This is a genomic window from Streptomyces sp. NPDC059003, from assembly GCF_042740445.1.
GTDB lineage: Bacteria > Actinomycetota > Actinomycetes > Streptomycetales > Streptomycetaceae > Streptomyces.
This window is the reverse complement of record NZ_JBHYJH010000069.1, coordinates 1-14,717: the sequence shown is the minus strand read 5'-3', so window position 1 is coordinate 14,717 and position 14,717 is coordinate 1. Positions and strand designations below refer to the sequence as shown.

The 14,717-nt window shown below is 73.9% G+C and carries 15 protein-coding genes; 8 read left to right on the top strand and 7 right to left on the bottom strand.

The annotated features are described in order from the left end of the window. Positions 1-49: 49 nt before the first annotated feature. Positions 50-478 carry a MerR family transcriptional regulator gene (locus ACFWZ5_RS23555; RefSeq protein ID WP_384800384.1) on the bottom strand — a complete coding sequence of 143 codons (429 nt, stop codon included), beginning with the start codon at positions 476-478 and terminating at the stop codon, positions 50-52. A 65-nt stretch (positions 479-543) separates the two neighbouring features. Here ACFWZ5_RS23555 and ACFWZ5_RS23550 point away from each other — a divergent pair, with 65 nt between their 5' ends. Next, positions 544-1,557: an oxidoreductase gene (locus ACFWZ5_RS23550; protein ID WP_384800381.1), complete on the top strand. Its 1,014-nt coding sequence runs from the start codon at positions 544-546 to the stop codon at positions 1,555-1,557. A 39-nt stretch (positions 1,558-1,596) separates the two neighbouring features. Here ACFWZ5_RS23550 and ACFWZ5_RS23545 read toward each other — a convergent pair whose 3' ends face one another. Next, entirely contained in the window at positions 1,597-2,655 is a 1,059-nt protein-coding gene (locus ACFWZ5_RS23545) for a YncE family protein (RefSeq protein WP_384800378.1), read from the bottom strand. A 179-nt stretch (positions 2,656-2,834) separates the two neighbouring features. On the opposite strand from ACFWZ5_RS23545, the gene ACFWZ5_RS23540 reads away from it, so the two are divergent. The 3 genes from ACFWZ5_RS23540 (at position 2,835) to ACFWZ5_RS23530 (ending at position 5,421) form a co-directional block, all read left to right on the top strand. Further along, the gene (locus tag ACFWZ5_RS23540; RefSeq protein WP_384800375.1) at positions 2,835-3,833 is read left to right on the top strand and encodes a LysR family transcriptional regulator; all 999 of its coding nucleotides are present in this window, start codon (positions 2,835-2,837) and stop codon (positions 3,831-3,833) included. Beyond that, complete coding sequence (locus tag ACFWZ5_RS23535; RefSeq protein ID WP_384800372.1) at positions 3,830-4,819, top strand: aldo/keto reductase; 990 nt, start codon at positions 3,830-3,832, stop codon at positions 4,817-4,819. Before ACFWZ5_RS23540 ends, ACFWZ5_RS23535 begins: the two co-directional genes overlap by 4 nt. 107 nt (positions 4,820-4,926) lie before the next feature. Beyond that, positions 4,927-5,421, top strand: a complete 495-nt coding sequence (locus ACFWZ5_RS23530; RefSeq protein ID WP_384800369.1) for a DUF6314 family protein — start codon at positions 4,927-4,929, stop codon at positions 5,419-5,421. A 130-nt stretch (positions 5,422-5,551) separates the two neighbouring features. Here ACFWZ5_RS23530 and ACFWZ5_RS23525 read toward each other — a convergent pair whose 3' ends face one another. Continuing rightward, positions 5,552-6,994: a PLP-dependent aminotransferase family protein gene (locus tag ACFWZ5_RS23525; protein ID WP_384800366.1), complete on the bottom strand. Its 1,443-nt coding sequence runs from the start codon at positions 6,992-6,994 to the stop codon at positions 5,552-5,554. On the opposite strand from ACFWZ5_RS23525, the gene ACFWZ5_RS23520 reads away from it, so the two are divergent. Together ACFWZ5_RS23520 and ACFWZ5_RS23515 are read left to right on the top strand one after the other, a co-directional pair. Then, positions 6,993-7,934 (top strand): DMT family transporter, encoded by a 942-nt coding sequence (locus ACFWZ5_RS23520; protein WP_384800363.1) that lies wholly within the window; start codon positions 6,993-6,995, stop codon positions 7,932-7,934. The two genes, ACFWZ5_RS23525 and ACFWZ5_RS23520, sit on opposite strands and share 2 nt — an antisense overlap. A gap of 80 nt (positions 7,935-8,014) precedes the next feature. Continuing rightward, positions 8,015-8,212 (top strand): DUF1918 domain-containing protein, encoded by a 198-nt coding sequence (locus ACFWZ5_RS23515; protein WP_384800360.1) that lies wholly within the window; start codon positions 8,015-8,017, stop codon positions 8,210-8,212. Between the two features lie 55 nt (positions 8,213-8,267). On the opposite strand, the gene ACFWZ5_RS23510 is transcribed toward ACFWZ5_RS23515, so the two are convergent. Beyond that, a complete protein-coding gene (locus ACFWZ5_RS23510; RefSeq protein WP_384800357.1) occupies positions 8,268-9,491 on the bottom strand; it encodes a glycoside hydrolase family 10 protein in 1,224 nt (407 codons plus the stop codon). Between the two features lie 185 nt (positions 9,492-9,676). Between ACFWZ5_RS23510 and ACFWZ5_RS23505 the strand changes: the two genes are divergently transcribed. Next, complete coding sequence (locus tag ACFWZ5_RS23505) at positions 9,677-10,537, top strand: 3-hydroxybutyryl-CoA dehydrogenase (RefSeq protein ID WP_384800354.1); 861 nt, start codon at positions 9,677-9,679, stop codon at positions 10,535-10,537. 225 nt (positions 10,538-10,762) lie between these two features. Further along, on the top strand, positions 10,763-11,029 hold the full coding sequence (locus ACFWZ5_RS23500; protein ID WP_384800351.1) for a hypothetical protein: 267 nt from the start codon (positions 10,763-10,765) through the stop codon (positions 11,027-11,029). Here the strand turns inward: ACFWZ5_RS23500 and ACFWZ5_RS23495 are convergent. The 3 genes from ACFWZ5_RS23495 to ACFWZ5_RS23485 form a co-directional block, all read right to left on the bottom strand. Next, positions 11,026-11,568: an NUDIX hydrolase gene (locus ACFWZ5_RS23495; RefSeq protein ID WP_384800348.1), complete on the bottom strand. Its 543-nt coding sequence runs from the start codon at positions 11,566-11,568 to the stop codon at positions 11,026-11,028. The two genes, ACFWZ5_RS23500 and ACFWZ5_RS23495, sit on opposite strands and share 4 nt — an antisense overlap. A gap of 155 nt (positions 11,569-11,723) precedes the next feature. Then, entirely contained in the window at positions 11,724-13,073 is a 1,350-nt protein-coding gene (locus ACFWZ5_RS23490) for a transcriptional regulator (RefSeq protein ID WP_384800345.1), read from the bottom strand. Between the two features lie 270 nt (positions 13,074-13,343). Further along, positions 13,344-14,333, bottom strand: coding sequence for a PP2C family protein-serine/threonine phosphatase (locus tag ACFWZ5_RS23485; protein WP_384800396.1), 990 nt, complete (start codon positions 14,331-14,333; stop codon positions 13,344-13,346). Positions 14,334-14,717: the final 384 nt, after the last annotated feature.

Genomic DNA, 14,717 nt, shown 5'->3' with positions numbered 1-14,717 from the left:
CCTCGGTCGCTATCCGGTCACGGTGCGCGGGCGCGGCGACGGCGTCCGGTCACCGGGACGGCCCGGGCGCCCACACCCCGGCCGCCGTGCCCTCGCGCACGTGTTTCTCGTACGCCACGACCTTGCCGTGGATGATCTCCAGGCTCGCGTCGAGCTCGGCGATCCGGGCGCGGACGGCGCGCTCGTGCTCCTGGAGCAGGGCGAGGCGTTCGGGCTCGTTCCCCGACCCGGAGCGGACAAGTCCGGCGAATCTCCGCAATTCCGCGATCGGCATCCCGGACGCCCGCAGCCGGTTGCACAGGACGAGCCACTCCACGTCGGCGGGCTCGTACACGCGCCGCCCGCCGCCGGTGCGGGGGATCGGGCGCAGGAACAGCTTCTCGCGCTCGAAGAACCGCAGGGCGTGCACGCTCAGGCCGGTCGCCTCGGCGACCTCCCCGATGGACATCCCGGCACCGCCGGCACCGCTCACCGCCATGGCCCGTCCCCTCGCCGACCGCGGAGCTTGATCTAGATCGCAGTCTAGGTTCTAGCGTCCCGGCCATGACGACTGAGACAGACGGCACGACAGACGGCACGACGGCGGGCACGGCAGGTGCCCGGACGGCCGCGCAGCGCGGGATCGGTTCCGGATACGGCGCCTGGAGCACCGCCGACGACGTCCTGGACGGCATCGACCTGACGGGCAGGACCGCGCTCGTCACCGGCGGGTACTCCGGCCTCGGCCTGGCGGCCACCCGCGCCCTCGCCCGCGCCGGGGCCCATGTGATCGTCCCCGCCCGCCGCCCCGGGACGGCACGGACGGCCCTGGGCGAGGTGCCCGGCACGGAGGTGGCCGCTCTCGACCTCGCGGACCTCGACAGCGTCCGCGCCTTCGCCGACGAGGTGCTGCGCGCGGGGCGCACGGTGGACGTCCTGATCGCGGGCGCGGGCATCATGGCCTGCCCCGAGACCCGGGTGGGACCCGGCTGGGAGGCCCACTTCGCGGTCAACCACCTCGGCCACTACGCCCTGGTCAACCGGCTCGCCCCCGCGCTGACGGCGCCGCACGCCCGGGTCGTCGCGGTGGCCTCGTCCGGGCACTTCCTGTCCGACATCCGCTGGGACGACCCGCACTTCCACGGCGGCTACGACCGGTGGCTCGCGTACGCCCAGTCGAAGACCGCGAACGCCCTGTTCGCCCGGCACCTGGACGCGCTCGCCGGCGACCGCGGACCGCGCGCCTTCGCCGTGCACCCCGGCAGCATCCTCACCCCGCTCCAGCGCCATATCCCCCGCGAGGAGCAGCGCGCGCAGGGCTGGATCGGCCCGGACGGCGAGCCCGCCGACGGCTTCAAGTCGCCCGCGCAGGGCGCGGCGACGGCCGTGTGGGCCGCCACCTCGCCGCTCCTCGCGGACCACGGGGGCGCGTACTGCCAGGACTGCGACATCGCCGAGCCCGCCACCACGGACGACATGCTCATCGGCGGCGTCAAGCCGTGGGCGACGGACCCGGCGTCGGCGGCCCGGCTCTGGCGGCTCTCCGCCGAGCTCACGGGGGTGGACCACTTCTCCTAGCCGACTACGGCGACTGAGGCGGCCGCGGCGGTTGCGGGGCTACGCCGCGGGCGCGGGTATGTACGCGAGCCCGTGCGCCCCCTGGTGCGTCACTCCCCCGCCCGGCGCCTCCTCGCCCAGGTCGAGGTCCAGCGTCCCCGTGACCCGGTACGCCGCCAGGTCGACGACGCTCACCTCCTGCGCGTGCAGGCCCGTCACGAAGGCGGTCGAACCGTCCGGCGTGGAGACGATGTTGATGGGCGAGCGCGCCACCTCCGCCTCGCCGAGCAGGGCGAGCGACGAGGCGTCGTACACGGAGAGGAGGCCCGCCTCGAAGCGCACGCCCCGCCCCTCGGGGGCCGTCCGCCACTGGCCGACCAGGAGCTTGCCGTCGTGCGTGACGTGGACCGGGCTCGGGGCGTGGGAGGTGCGGAGGGTGTGCGTGACCGTCTGGGTGCGCGCGTCGACGACCTGCACCGCGTAGTCCGCGTCCGGGTCGGGCGGCAGCGCGAGGGCCGGAGTGGCGACGTACACGCGCGAGCCGTCCGGCGACACGTCGAGGCCCTCGCTCCCGCCCACCGGGACAGGACGCACGGGTCCGCCGCGCACCAGGTCGACGACGGAGACGTACGAGCTGCACTTGTTGGCGGTGTACGCCCTCCTGCCGTCCGGGGTGACCGCCATCCAGTGCGGCACCGGCGCTTCGGCGCTGAACCGGCGCTTCACGAGGCGGGTCGCGGTGTCCAGGGCGACGAGCCCGCCGGGCCCCGCGGGCCCCTCCTCGACGCTGATGTACAGCACGCCCGCGGCGCGGTCGAGCTTGAGGCCGTGGGGCGCGTGCTCGGGTGCGAGGTCGACGACGTCGACGACCTTCCGCGCGTCGACGTCGACGACGGTGATCTCGTGGCCCTCGTCGCCGTGTTCGAGGTAGTGGCCCGAGCGGTAGGTGTGGCTGGCGTAGAGCAGCCGCCGGTCCGGGTCGAAGCACAGCTCGTGGGCCTCGGGCAGCATGCCGAGCAGCCCGGTGCGGTGCCCCGACGCGAGGTCGAGGAAGTGCAGCGCGCGGCCGCTGTGGCTGAGCACCGCGAGCTGGGCACCGGCGGGTTCGGGCAGGGTCATGGGCGCGATCGTCCTCTCGCACAAGGGAGTTGAGGGGTGCGGCCGCGCGCTTCCGGGCGTCGGCGAGCCGTGCGTCCCACGCTAGGACGGCGTCCGGATGACCACCAGTGCAAGCTCGGCAAGGGGTAGTTTCACTGGAGACAATCGGTGGCGGTGACCGGCAGCAATCGAGGTGGGGCGTGGCGGCCGTGGAATCCCTGGACATGAATCTGCTCGTCGCGCTCGACGCGCTCCTGGAGACGCACAGCGTCACGCGCGCCGCCGAGAAGCTGCACACCTCGGCGCCCGCGATGAGCCGCACCCTCGCCCGGCTGCGCCGGGTCGTGGGCGATCCGCTCCTGGTGCGCGCGGGCCGCGACCTGGTGCCCACGCCCCGGGCGCTCGAACTCCGCGCCGACGTGCGCGCCGTGGTGCGGCAGGCGCACGCCGTGCTCGCGCCGCGCGGCGCACAGGACCCGGCGGGCCTCCAGCGGGACTTCGCGATCCAGGCGGGCGACGCCGTCCTGACCGACCTGGTCGCCCCGCTCACGGCGGCGGTGCGGCGCGAGGCGCCGGGCGTCCGGCTGCGGTTCCTGCCGGACAGCTTCGAGGGCACCTGCGCGCTGCGGGACGGGCGGGTCGACCTGGAGGTCGGCGTCGTCGACCACACGGACCCGGAGACCGTCGTGGAGCCGCTGACCAGCGGCACGGTCGTCGGGGTCGCGGCGGCGGACCATCCGCTCGTGACGGGCCCGGTGACCGTGGCGGCGTTCGCGGCGGCGGACCACCTGAGCGTCTCGCGCCGCGGCCGCGCGCGGGGCCCGGTCGACGTCCGGCTCGCCGAACTCGGCCTGTCCCGGCGGGTGGTGGCGACGCTGCCGACCTTCTCCGCCGCGCTGCTGTGCGTGCGCGGCACCGACCTGGTGTGCCTGGCGCCGCCCACGCTCGACACCGCCTCGCTCGCCGCGCTCGGCCTCGGCTCCTTCGACGTGCCCCTGGAGGTGCCGGAGTTCACGCTCAGCATGGCCTGGCACCCGCGGCACACCGCGGACTGCGGCCACGGCTGGCTGCGCGCCCAGGTGCGGGGCGCGCTTGCGTTGGAGCGCACTCCAACTCCTAGGGTCACGACCGAGATCACCGCACGACCTGAAGATCCCGCTCGACCTGAAGACCCGCACGACCTGGAGGTACCACCATGACCGGCCTGCCCACCCGCAAGCTCGGCGCCCTGACGGTCTCGGCCCAGGGACTCGGCTGCATGGGGATGAGCCACGGCTACGGCTCGTCGGACGACGCCGCGTCGACCGCGACCCTCCACCGCGCCCTCGACCTCGGCGTCACCCTCTTCGACACGTCCGACTACTACGGCTCGGGGCACAACGAGGAGCTCCTCGGCCGCGCGCTCGCCGGGCACCGGCGCGAGCAGGCCGTGATCGCCACCAAGTTCGGCTTCGCCAACCGGCTCGGCGAGCCCGCCGAGATCCGCGGCGACGCCCCGTACGTGCGCCAGGCCTGCGACGCCTCGCTCAAGCGGCTCGGCGTCGACCACATCGACCTGTACTACGTGCACCGCGTCGACCAGGACGTGCCGATCGAGGAGACCGTCGGTGCGATGGCCGAGCTCGTCGCGGCGGGCAAGGTCCGCCACCTCGGGCTCTCGGAGGCGAGCGCGCGCACGATCCGGCGCGCCCACGCCGTGCACCCCATCGCGGCGCTGCAGAGCGAGTGGTCGCTGTGGACGCGGGACCTGGAGGACGAGATCGCGCCGGTGTGCCGGGAGCTCGGCATCGGGCTCGTGCCGTTCTCGCCGCTCGGCCGCGGCTTCCTCACCGGCAAGGTCACGTCCGTCGACGGCCTGGAGGCGAACGACGTGCGCCGCACCCAGCCCCGGTTCGCCGACGGCAACCTGGAGCGGAACCTCGCCATCGTGGACACCCTGAACTCCCTCGCCGCCGAGAAGGGCGTCACCGCGGGCCAGCTCGCGCTCGCCTGGGTGCAGCACCGCGGCGACGACGTGGTGCCGATCCCCGGCACGCGCCGCGAGAAGTACCTGGCGGAGAACGTGGCCGCCGCGACCCTCGACCTGACCCCCGACGAGCTCGCCGCGATCGACGCGGCGGCCCCCGCGGGCGGCGTCGCCGGGACCCGCTACGACGAGGGCAGCCTCGCGGTCGTCGACAAGTAGACGAGTAAGCAAGTAGACGAGGAGACATCCAGAGATCCGAGCGCCCGGCGTCCGGCGTCCGGCGTCCACCAGGCGATACGTCGCCGAGCGCCGCGTACGCTGCGGTCATGCCCCTTCCCGACCGGCCCGCCGCCGTGACCGCGCACGCGGTGCCGGACGCCCTCGCGTACCTGGCGGGAACCTGGCGGGTGGAGCGGTCGGTACGGGACTTCGCGGCCGACGGGGACGGTCCCGCGGAGGGGCGCTTCAGCGGGACCACACGGTTCACGCCGCTGTCCGAGGGGGCCGTCCCCGGTGCCGGGCTCCTGCACCAGGAGTCCGGCACCTTCACGTGGCAGGGGGTGGCGCGGCCCGCCGAGCGCACCCTGCGGTTCCTGCCGGGCGAGCCCGCAAGCACCGTCGTCGTGCGCTTCGCCGACGGTCGCTTCTTCCACGGCCTCGACCTGCGCACGGGGCGGCACACCGCCGACCACCCGTGCGCGGCGGACCTCTACCGGGGCGACTTCGAGGTGGCCGCCGAGGACCGCTGGCGGACGCGCTGGCGCGTCAGGGGACCCGCGAAGGACCTGCTCCTGACGACGGAGTACCTCCGCGCCTCCTGAACCCCTGGCCCGGGTCCCACCGCCCCGCCACCCCGCGGCTCACTCCCCGCGCCTCACTGCGCGCCGAGCACCATCCACTTCCCGGGGTCGGCGGACAGTTCGTACCCGGCGGGCAGCGTGTACTCGGTCGTCATGCGGCCACCTCGTCACACGCCGTGCGGAGCCTGCGCACGCCCTCCGCGATCTCCGCCGTGCCCGCGAGCGCCGCGAAGCTGAGGCGGACGTGACCGGCCGGGGGCTCCGCCGCGAAGTACGGGCGGCCCGGCGCCACGGCGACTCCGGCGCGCAACGCGGCCGCCGCCAGGGCGAGTTCGTCCATGCCGTCGGGCAGGCGCAGCCACAACAGGTAGCCGCCCGCGGGGATGTGCGGCAGGGCGAGCTCGGGCAGGTGCAGGCGAAGGGCGGCCGCCATGGCGTCCTTGCGCTCCTTCAACTCCCCCGCCACCGTGCGCAGATGGCGCGGCCAGGCCGGTGAGCCGACGAGTTCGAGCGCGGCCTCCTGCAGCGGCCTCGGTACGAAGAAGTGGTCGACGACCTGGATGGCGCGCAGCCGCTCGAGGACCGGGCCGCGCGCGGCGAGCGCGCTGACCCGGAAGCTCGGCGACGTCGCCTTGGTGAGCGAGCAGACGTGCACGACGACGCCGTCCTGGTCGTCGGAGGCCAGCGGGCGCGGCAGCGGTCCCGCGCTGTCGTGCGCGAGGCGGCGTACGAAGTCGTCCTCGACGACGAACGCCCCGGCCTCGCGGGCGATGCGCAGCACCTCCGGGCGCCGCTCGGCGGACAGCACGGCGCCGGTGGGGTTCTGGAACAGCGGCTGGCAGACGAACACGCGGGCACCGGTCGCCTCGAACGCGGCGGCGAGCAGGTCGGGCCGCACCCCGTCGGTGTCCACCGGCACCGGCACGGGCCGCAGGCCCGCGGCCCGCGCGATCGCGAGCAGGCCGGGGTAGGTGGGCGATTCGAGCAGCACCGGGGCGCCGGGCGGGGCGAGCGCCCGCAGCGTGGTGGCCAGGGCGCTCTGTCCGCCCGCGGCGATCAGGACCTCCGCGGCGGTGATGGCGCCGCCGATGCCGCGCGCGAACCACTCGCGCAGCTCGGGCAGGCCGTCGACCGGGGGCCGGTCCCAGGCGCCGGGCCGGCGGCCCGCCCGCGCGAGGGCCGCCGCCATCGCCCGCTCGGGCTGGAGCGTCGGGTGCAGATAGCCGCCGTTGAACTCGATGACGCCGGGCGGCGGCGCCGCGAGCGTGGTGAGGACGCCGAGCGCGTCGACGGAGCGCGGCACGACGTCGGTGGCGGCGTCCGCGCTGAGCGTCACCTCCTGCCAGGACGTGTCGCCGACCGGGGTGGTCGCGGCCGTGCCCGGCGCCTCGGCCCTAAAGGCCCCGGCGCCGGGGCGCGTGACGACAAGCCCCTCCGCGGCGAGCTGCGCGAGCGCCCGCGACACGGTCACCGGGCTCACCCGGAACCGCTCGACCAGCACTCGACTCGACGGCAGCTTTCCACCTGGAGAGTAGCGATCCAGCTCGCTCCGCAGCTGTCGTGCCAGTTCACCCACACTGCTACGCTCATGCATGAGGACACAGGATAGCGCTACTACCGCAGAGTCGATAGCGGTCCCGCCCCGCACCCGGGCGACCGCGCAGCCGGGCCGCCGCGCCCGGCGCCGCGGCACCGCCCAGGCCGCCCTCGGCGTCGTCGCCTTCTCGCTCACCTTCCCCGCCACCGCCTGGGGCCTCGAAGGCATCGGCCCCTGGAGCTTCGTCGCCCTGCGCTGCCTGCTCGCCGGGATCGTCGCGGGCGGCTGTCTGCTCGCGCTGCGCGTGCCGCTGCCGCCGCGCGCCCACTGGGCCGGGCTCGCGGTGGTCGGGGGCGGCGTGGTGGTGGGCTTCCCGCTGCTCACGTCGCTGGCCCTGCAGACGTCGAGCACCGCGCACGCGGCCGTGGTGGTCGGCCTCCTCCCCCTGACGACCGCCGTGTTCTCGGCCCTGCGCACCGGTGCCCGGCCCTCGCGCTCCTTCTGGGCGGCGGCGCTCGCGGGCGCGGCCGCGGTGGTCGCGTTCACCGTGCAGCAGAGCGGCGGCGCCCTGTCGACCGCGGATCTGTACCTCTTCGCGTCCCTGCTCGTCTGCGCCGCCGGCTACACCGAGGGCGGCCGCCTGGCCCGGCACATGCCCGGCTGGCAGGTCATCGGCTGGGCCCTGGTCCTGTGCCTGCCGCTCAACGCGGCCCTCGCGGCGGTCGCGCTGCCGCACGAGCCGTTCGCGCTCACCGCGCACAGCACGGCGGGCCTGCTGTACTCCGCGATCGGCTCGCAGTTCCTCGGCCTGCTCATCTGGTACCGCGGCATGGCCGCCATCGGCATCCCGAAGGCCAGCCAGCTCCAGCTCGCCCAGCCCCTGCTCACGCTTCTCTGGTCGGTGTTCCTGCTCGGCGAGACCCTCACGCCCGCGGCCCCGCTCGCGGCGGTGGCCGTCCTCGTGTGCATCGCCGTGACGCAACGGTCGCGCGGATAGGCCCCAACGGACGCCACCGGTCGTACACTGACGGCCACGCACCGCCACCAACCGCGACGCGGACGAGGAGGTCACTCCCCATGCAAGCATCCGTGGGCGACCGGCTGTTGATCCACGGCAGGATCGTCGGCCAGCACGACCGGACTGCGGAAGTCATCGAGGTTCTCGGCACGGACGGCGGCCCGCCGTACCGCGTGCGGTTCGAGGACGGCCACGAGACGGTGATGTCACCGGGCCCCGACACCGTCGTACGGCCCTTCGCCTCCCAGGGCGACTAGCGCGCACCGCCCCCGCCGGGCGGTGCGCACCACCCGGCGGGGACCCGGCCCACCGCTACGGGGCCGGGCGCGTGTAGTGGTCGTCCACGACCCGCTGCATCGCACCGATCCTGTCGGCGGCCACGTGCTTGGCCGAGTAGAAGACGTGCCCGCGCACCCGCGGGAAGTCCTTGGCGTACGTGAGGTGGCGGGACAGCTCGGCCGGGTCCTGCCACGGCGCGGGCTGCGCCGGGTCACCCGCCTTGTACAGCGCCTCCCCCACGTAGAGCCTGACGCCCGTGCCCCGGGCCACGTCGTCCCACCAGGGCACGAGCTTGGCGTAGTCGGCCGCGGGCAGGCCGATGTGCCAGTAGAGCTGGGGGCAGATGTAGTCGATCCAGCGCTTCTTCACCCAGCCGCGCGTGTCCGCGTACAGGTCGTCGTAGGTCTGTACGCCCGCGCGCGTGTCCGAGCCCGTCGGGTCGGTGGCCGCGTTGCGCCACACCCCGAACGGGCTGATCCCGAACTGCGTGCCCGGGCGGGCCTTGCGCACCCGGACGCCCATCTCGCGCACCAGGCGGTCGATGTTGTCGCGCCGCCACGACGCCCGGTCGGGGAAGCCGCCGCCGTACCGCGCGAAGGCGTCGTCGTCGTTGAAGACCTGCCCGGCGACCGGGTACGGGTAGAAGTAGTCGTCCCAGTGCACGGCGTCCAGGGGGTAGCGGCGTACGGCGTCGAGCATCGCCTCCTGCACGAACCGCCGCACCTCGGGCAGGCCCGGGTTGTAGAACAGCTTCCCGCCGTACGGCACGACCCACTCGGGGTGCACGCGCGCGGGGTGGGTGGGCACAAGGCGGCTCGGGTCGGCGTGCATGGCGACGCGGAACGGGTTGAACCAGGCGTGCAGCTCCAGGTCCCGGTAGTGCGCCTCGCGGACGGCCGTGCCCAGCGGGTCCCAGCCGGGGTCCTTGCCCTGCGTGCCCGTGAGCCACTCCGACCACGGCTCGTGCCGCGAGGGCCAGAACGCGTCGGCCGTCGGGCGCACCTGGAGGACCACCGCGTTCAGCTTGCGGCGTACCGCCGTGTCCAGATGGCCGATCAGCTCCGCGCGCTGCTGCTCCACCGGCAGCCCCGGCTTCGACGGCCAGTCGATGTTGACGACCGTCGCCACCCACATGCCCCGCATCTCGCGCCCCCAGCGTCTGGACCCCGGCCGTGCCGCCGCGTCCCCGGCTGTCGCGAGCCCCGCGGCCACCGATGCCGCCGCCACGGTGAAGGCCCGACGTGACATACGCCTCATGATCCCGTCCCCTGTTCCTGGAAAACCCCGGACAAGCCCTGGCCGTTCGGGGACAGCATGCCCGACCCGGACCCCCGCGCACCGCGACGCGCGGAGTAACGTTCACCGGCGAGGCAGGCACCGGCACCGTACGGGGGGACCTGCCCGTCCTGTAGCTGAGCGAAAGGCACGAGGTGACCAACTCCATGGCCGACATTGCGCGCGTCGGAGTAGTGGGCTGCGGCCAGATGGGCGCGGGGATCGCGGAGGTCTGCGCCCGCTCGGGCCTCGAGGTGAAGGTCGCGGAGACCACCGGTGAGGCCCTGGAGATCGGCCGCACCCGCCTGCACAACTCCCTGACCAAGGCGGCCGAGCGCGGCAAGATCTCCGAGGAGGAGCGGGACGCGACGCTCGCCCGGCTCAGCTTCACCACCGACCTCGGCGAGTTCGCCGACCGTGACCTCGTCATCGAGGCCGTCGTGGAGAACGAGCAGGTCAAGACCGAGATCTTCCAGGTGCTCGACCAGGTCGTGACGCGGCAGGACGCGATCCTCGCCTCCAACACCTCCTCCATCCCCCTGGTGAAGCTCGCCGTGGCCACCTCCCGGCCCGACCAGGTCATCGGCATCCACTTCTTCAACCCGGCGCCCGTGCAGCAGCTCGTCGAGCTGATCCCGGCGCTCACCACGTCGGAGGGCACGCTCAGCCGGGCCCAGCTGTTCACCGAGAAGGTCCTCGGCAAGCACTCCATCCGCGCCCAGGACCGCTCGGGCTTCGTGGTGAACGCGCTGCTCATCCCGTATCTGCTCTCGGCGATCCGGATGTTCGAGTCGGGCATCGCGGCCCGCGAGGACATCGACAACGGCATGGAGCTCGGCTGCGCCCACCCGATGGGCCCGCTCAAGCTGTCCGACCTGATCGGCCTGGACACGGTGGCCTCGGTCGCGGACTCGATGTACGCCGAGTACAAGGAGCCGCTGTACGCCGCTCCCCCGCTGCTCCAGCGGATGGTCGACGCGGGCCGCCTCGGCCGCAAGTCCGGCTCGGGCTTCTACACGTACGCGTGATCCGCACCCCGGCAGGGGCAACTACGCTCCGTGCCTGAACTCAAGTCAGTTTCAGGCCAGTTCACGGACCCGGCACTCCCCGAGTGCCGGGTCCGTGCCGTACGCACACCGTGTGCGGTACGGGCACGCATATGCCCTGCGCACACGCTCCCGCCGCGACCACCAGGCGAGTTGACTTTCCGTGCGCACAGGGGGGATGTGACCACTACAGAAAGGAGCGGACTCGTGACCACCGACCCCGAGCGTCCTGTGGTCCCTGTGGTCCCGGAAGAACTGGCGGAGTTGCGTCGCAGCCTGGACGTGGGCCTCGCCCGCGTCGACGGACAGCTCGCGTTACTCACCCAGCGTGACGTCCAGCACACCAAGGACCAGGACGACCTGACCGGCCGGATCACGGCCCTGGAGCACACGCGCTGGCCGCTGCCCACGCTCGCGGCGCTCACCGCGGTCGGGGCACTCGCCGTGGCGGTCTGGCAGGCACTCGGCCGCTAGGCCGCGTCCTGGCCGAGGCGCAAATGGTGCAGCAAGAGGAGTGCTGCCGCCATGTTGGCGGCCGGGACCTCCCCGCGGGCCACCATGTCGGGGACGAGCTTGAGCGGGACCCACTCACGCCGGTCCGATTCGAAGTCGTCCTCGGGGTGGCCGATGTAGGTCCCCTCGTCCGACCAGTAGATGTGGTGCCGGGCGTCCGTGAGCCCGTTGGACGGCTCGACACTCATCAGGTGCCGCAAGGGCCCCGGTCGCCAGCCGGTCTCCTCCTCCATCTCGCGGGCCGCCGCGTACGCGATGTCCTCGCCGTCCTCGACGACGCCCGCGGCGAGTTCCCAGCCCCAGCTGTCGGTGATGAAGCGGTGCCGCCACAGGAGCAGCACCTCGTTGGCCTCGTTGACGACCGTGGCGACGGCCACGGGACGGAGCCGTATCAGGAAGTGGTCGAGGTGCCGGCCGTCCGGCAGTTCCACGTCTGCGAGATTGACGGTGAACCATCGGTTTCCATACACAGTTTGTTCGCTCTGTTTCGTCCACTGCACGGTTCTGCCACCTTCCGCCGAGTAGATGGCAATATCGCAGCAGGAGGGTGATCAGAGCACTCCGCGCACGGCGGGGCGGAGTAGCACGTGTCACGCGTGATTCCGCCCCCGCACCCCGCCGTCGGGGAGGTCCGCGCCGCACTGCGCCCCCGCTGTCACAGCGGCACGCGCAGCGCCCCGTCGATGAGTTCCGCGGCCTCGGCCGTGCCCGCGCAGTCGCTGCGCACGAGGTGCTCGCGCACCGCGCGCAGCCGGTCACGGAGCCGCTGCGACTCCATCCCCCGCGCCTGCTCCGCCATCTCCACCGCCGTGGCCACGGCCTCGTCGGTGTTGCCCTGGCGCAGCTCGATCTGGCTCAGCATGGCGAGCCGGTGCACGCGCCCTCGGTCGTGCGCCGGGGTGTCCACCGCCGCCGCGGCGTGCTCGTGCGCTCCCGTGAGATCGCCGAGGCTGAGCAGTGCCTCCGCCACCTGGACGTTCACCAGGCCCGGCTGGACATAGCCCGTCTCGTCCGGTTCGCGCCCGCGCCGGATGCGCTCGGCCGCGACCTCGGCACGCCGGATGCACGACAGCGCGCTGCCGCCGTCGCCCAGGTGCGCGTACGCCTTGGCCTGCATCGCGTACAGGTCGGACGCGAGCGCCGGGGTGAGGTCGCGCCCGGCGGCGCGCAGGGCGGCCTCCGCGAACGCGACGGCCTGGCGGTACTCGCGCATGAACAGCGACTGGTTGACGAGCAGCGCGATCACATAGCCGCCGAGCCCCCGGTCCCCGCTGGCCTTCGCCAGGCGCAGGGCCTGGTGGAAGTAGCGCTGCGCGAGGCCGTGCGCGTCCGAGTCGTAGGCGCAGATGCCCGCGATGGCCACCAGACCGCCGGTGGCGCGGTGCAGCTGACGCCCCGTCGCGTCGGTGTAGCCGCCGCGCAGGAGCGGCGCCGCCTCGGCGTTGAGGAAGCCGACGATGCGGCTGCGGGTCGCGATGCCACCAGTCTTGCGGTACATCTGCTCGTAGTGCGTGCGGGCCGCGCGCAGCATCTCGATGTCCGCCATGCTGACGGGGTGGCGCCCGCCGCGCGACACGTCCACGTCCTCCGGCGGGTTCTCCCACTCCCACACCGGCATCACCGCAGGCGTCCCGGTCACCGCGGGCGCGCCGAGCAGATGCGGGCGCTGCTGCTCGTCCGACCGCCACAGCGCCGTCGCGCGCTCGACGAACCCGGAGAGCGTGGAGGCCATGGAGCCGCCCCGCGCGGCCGGGAGCCCCGGTACGCCGAGGCCGATGTCGTCGAGCGTGACCGTGCGCTGCAGTCGCGCCGCGAGCACCTCGCAGATCAGGTCCGGCACCTGGCCGCGCGGGCGCTGGCCCTTCAACCAGCGGGCCACGGCGGTGTGTTCGTATCTCAGGGCCAGGCCTCTGGCCTTGCCTGCCTGGTTGACGTGCGCGGCGAGGCCCGCGTGCGAGATGCCGGCTTCGTCGAGGATCGCGTCGAGCAGGGTGTTGGGCTGCATGGAGGCCCTCCGGTGGCTCGGTGCGCCCCAGCCTAGTGGAGCACTCTTCACACCCCGTGTGAACGGAGTGCTCGCATCCGGGGGGTGCGCGCTCTGCCGCGCGGGGCGCGAGGTCGGTTGACTGAGGGCCCTCACCAGGAGGCGGCCGGGCCGCCGGCTCCCCCTCAATCAGTGCGGCGGCCCCTCTTCGGCGCCGTCCGGACGACCGTCGTCTGCCCGGCAGTTCCACGACGGCACGGACGGCGCGGGCCGCACCACGCCGGGCGGCGTTCAGCTCATGGTGCGGGCGCGCCGCCCGGTCTCCGTCTGCTGTCTGGGGACCCTTTTCCGGTCGTTGCGCAGGACGAGCAGCGCGGCGTCGTCGGTGGGCAGGCGGCCGATGTGCCGCAGGAGCCGGGTGTAGACGACCTGGATCACGCGCTGCGGCGACACCGGCTGGGAGCGGGCGGCCTCGCCGAGCACGGACCGCAGCGGGAAGAACTGCCCCGCCGTGTTGCGCGCGTCCTCCATGCCGTCCGTGTGCAGCACGAGCGCGTCGCCCGGAAGCAGCCGGCCGCAGCGGTGCACGGGCAGGTCGGCGGGCAGCGGGAACGGGCCGAGCGGCGGCAGCGGGTCACCGCCGGGCAGCTCCTGGGCGCCGCCGCGCAGCCGGTAGGGCCACGGGTGGCCGCAGTTGAGCGCGCGCACCTCGCCCTCCTGGCTGATTTCCACCAGCAGGACGGTGACGAACTCCTCGGCGAGCGGGGTGTCCGGCGGCGCGGCGGCGCTCGCGGGGTGCTCGGCGCGGGAGCGCTCCCGCAGATGCCGGGCCAGGGCCCGCTCCAACCGCCGGAGCACCTGCGGCAGTTCGGGCTCGTCGTGGGCGGCCTCGCGGAAGCTGCCGAGCACGGCGGCGACGGTGCCGATCGCGGCGAGCCCGTGGCCGCGCACGTCCCCCATCACGATCCGCACCCCGTGTTCGGTCGCCGCGACCTCGTACAGATCGCCGCCCACGGAGGCGCCGTGGGACGCGGACAGGCGGCCCGCGGCGAGGCTGAGGCCCTCGACGCGGGGCGGCAGCGGCCGCAGGAGCACGTTCTGGGCGGCGCCCGCGACCTCCCTGATCTGCCGCAACTCCCGCAGCAGCGCGTGCCGCACGTGGAATATCAGCCCCGTGCCGACGGCGAAGAAGACGGCACTGGTGACGATCCGCGCGCCCAGGCCGTTCTGCTGGGCGAGGGGGCAGACCAGTTTGTACGTGATGGCGACCGCGCCCCACACCGTCGGCAGGCCGAGCGAGAGCGCGCGCCGGACGCGGCGGCACCGGGGCCGCTCGAACGTCGTCGGCACCGGAGGAGGCTCGCCCCGCTGCGCTCTGGAGCGGATCCCCGGCACCTTCGGCCGGGGCCACACCCCGCGGTGGGCCCCGGTGCGATGGCCCCCGGAGCTGCTGCGGCGGGGCGCGCAGGGCTTGATTCGAATCATGCCGACGGCCCCCCTAAGGCCCGGTTCAGCGTGTGGGGCGCAGGCCCGGCTCAGCGCGCGGGCCGTGGTCGGATCGGCCCCTACGGCCGGATTGATTCTGTCGACCGACTGGCCGGATCGGGCCAGATCACCCCTCGTTGTCACTCATACGAGTGAGGGGCGCATCCGTGGCCACGGATG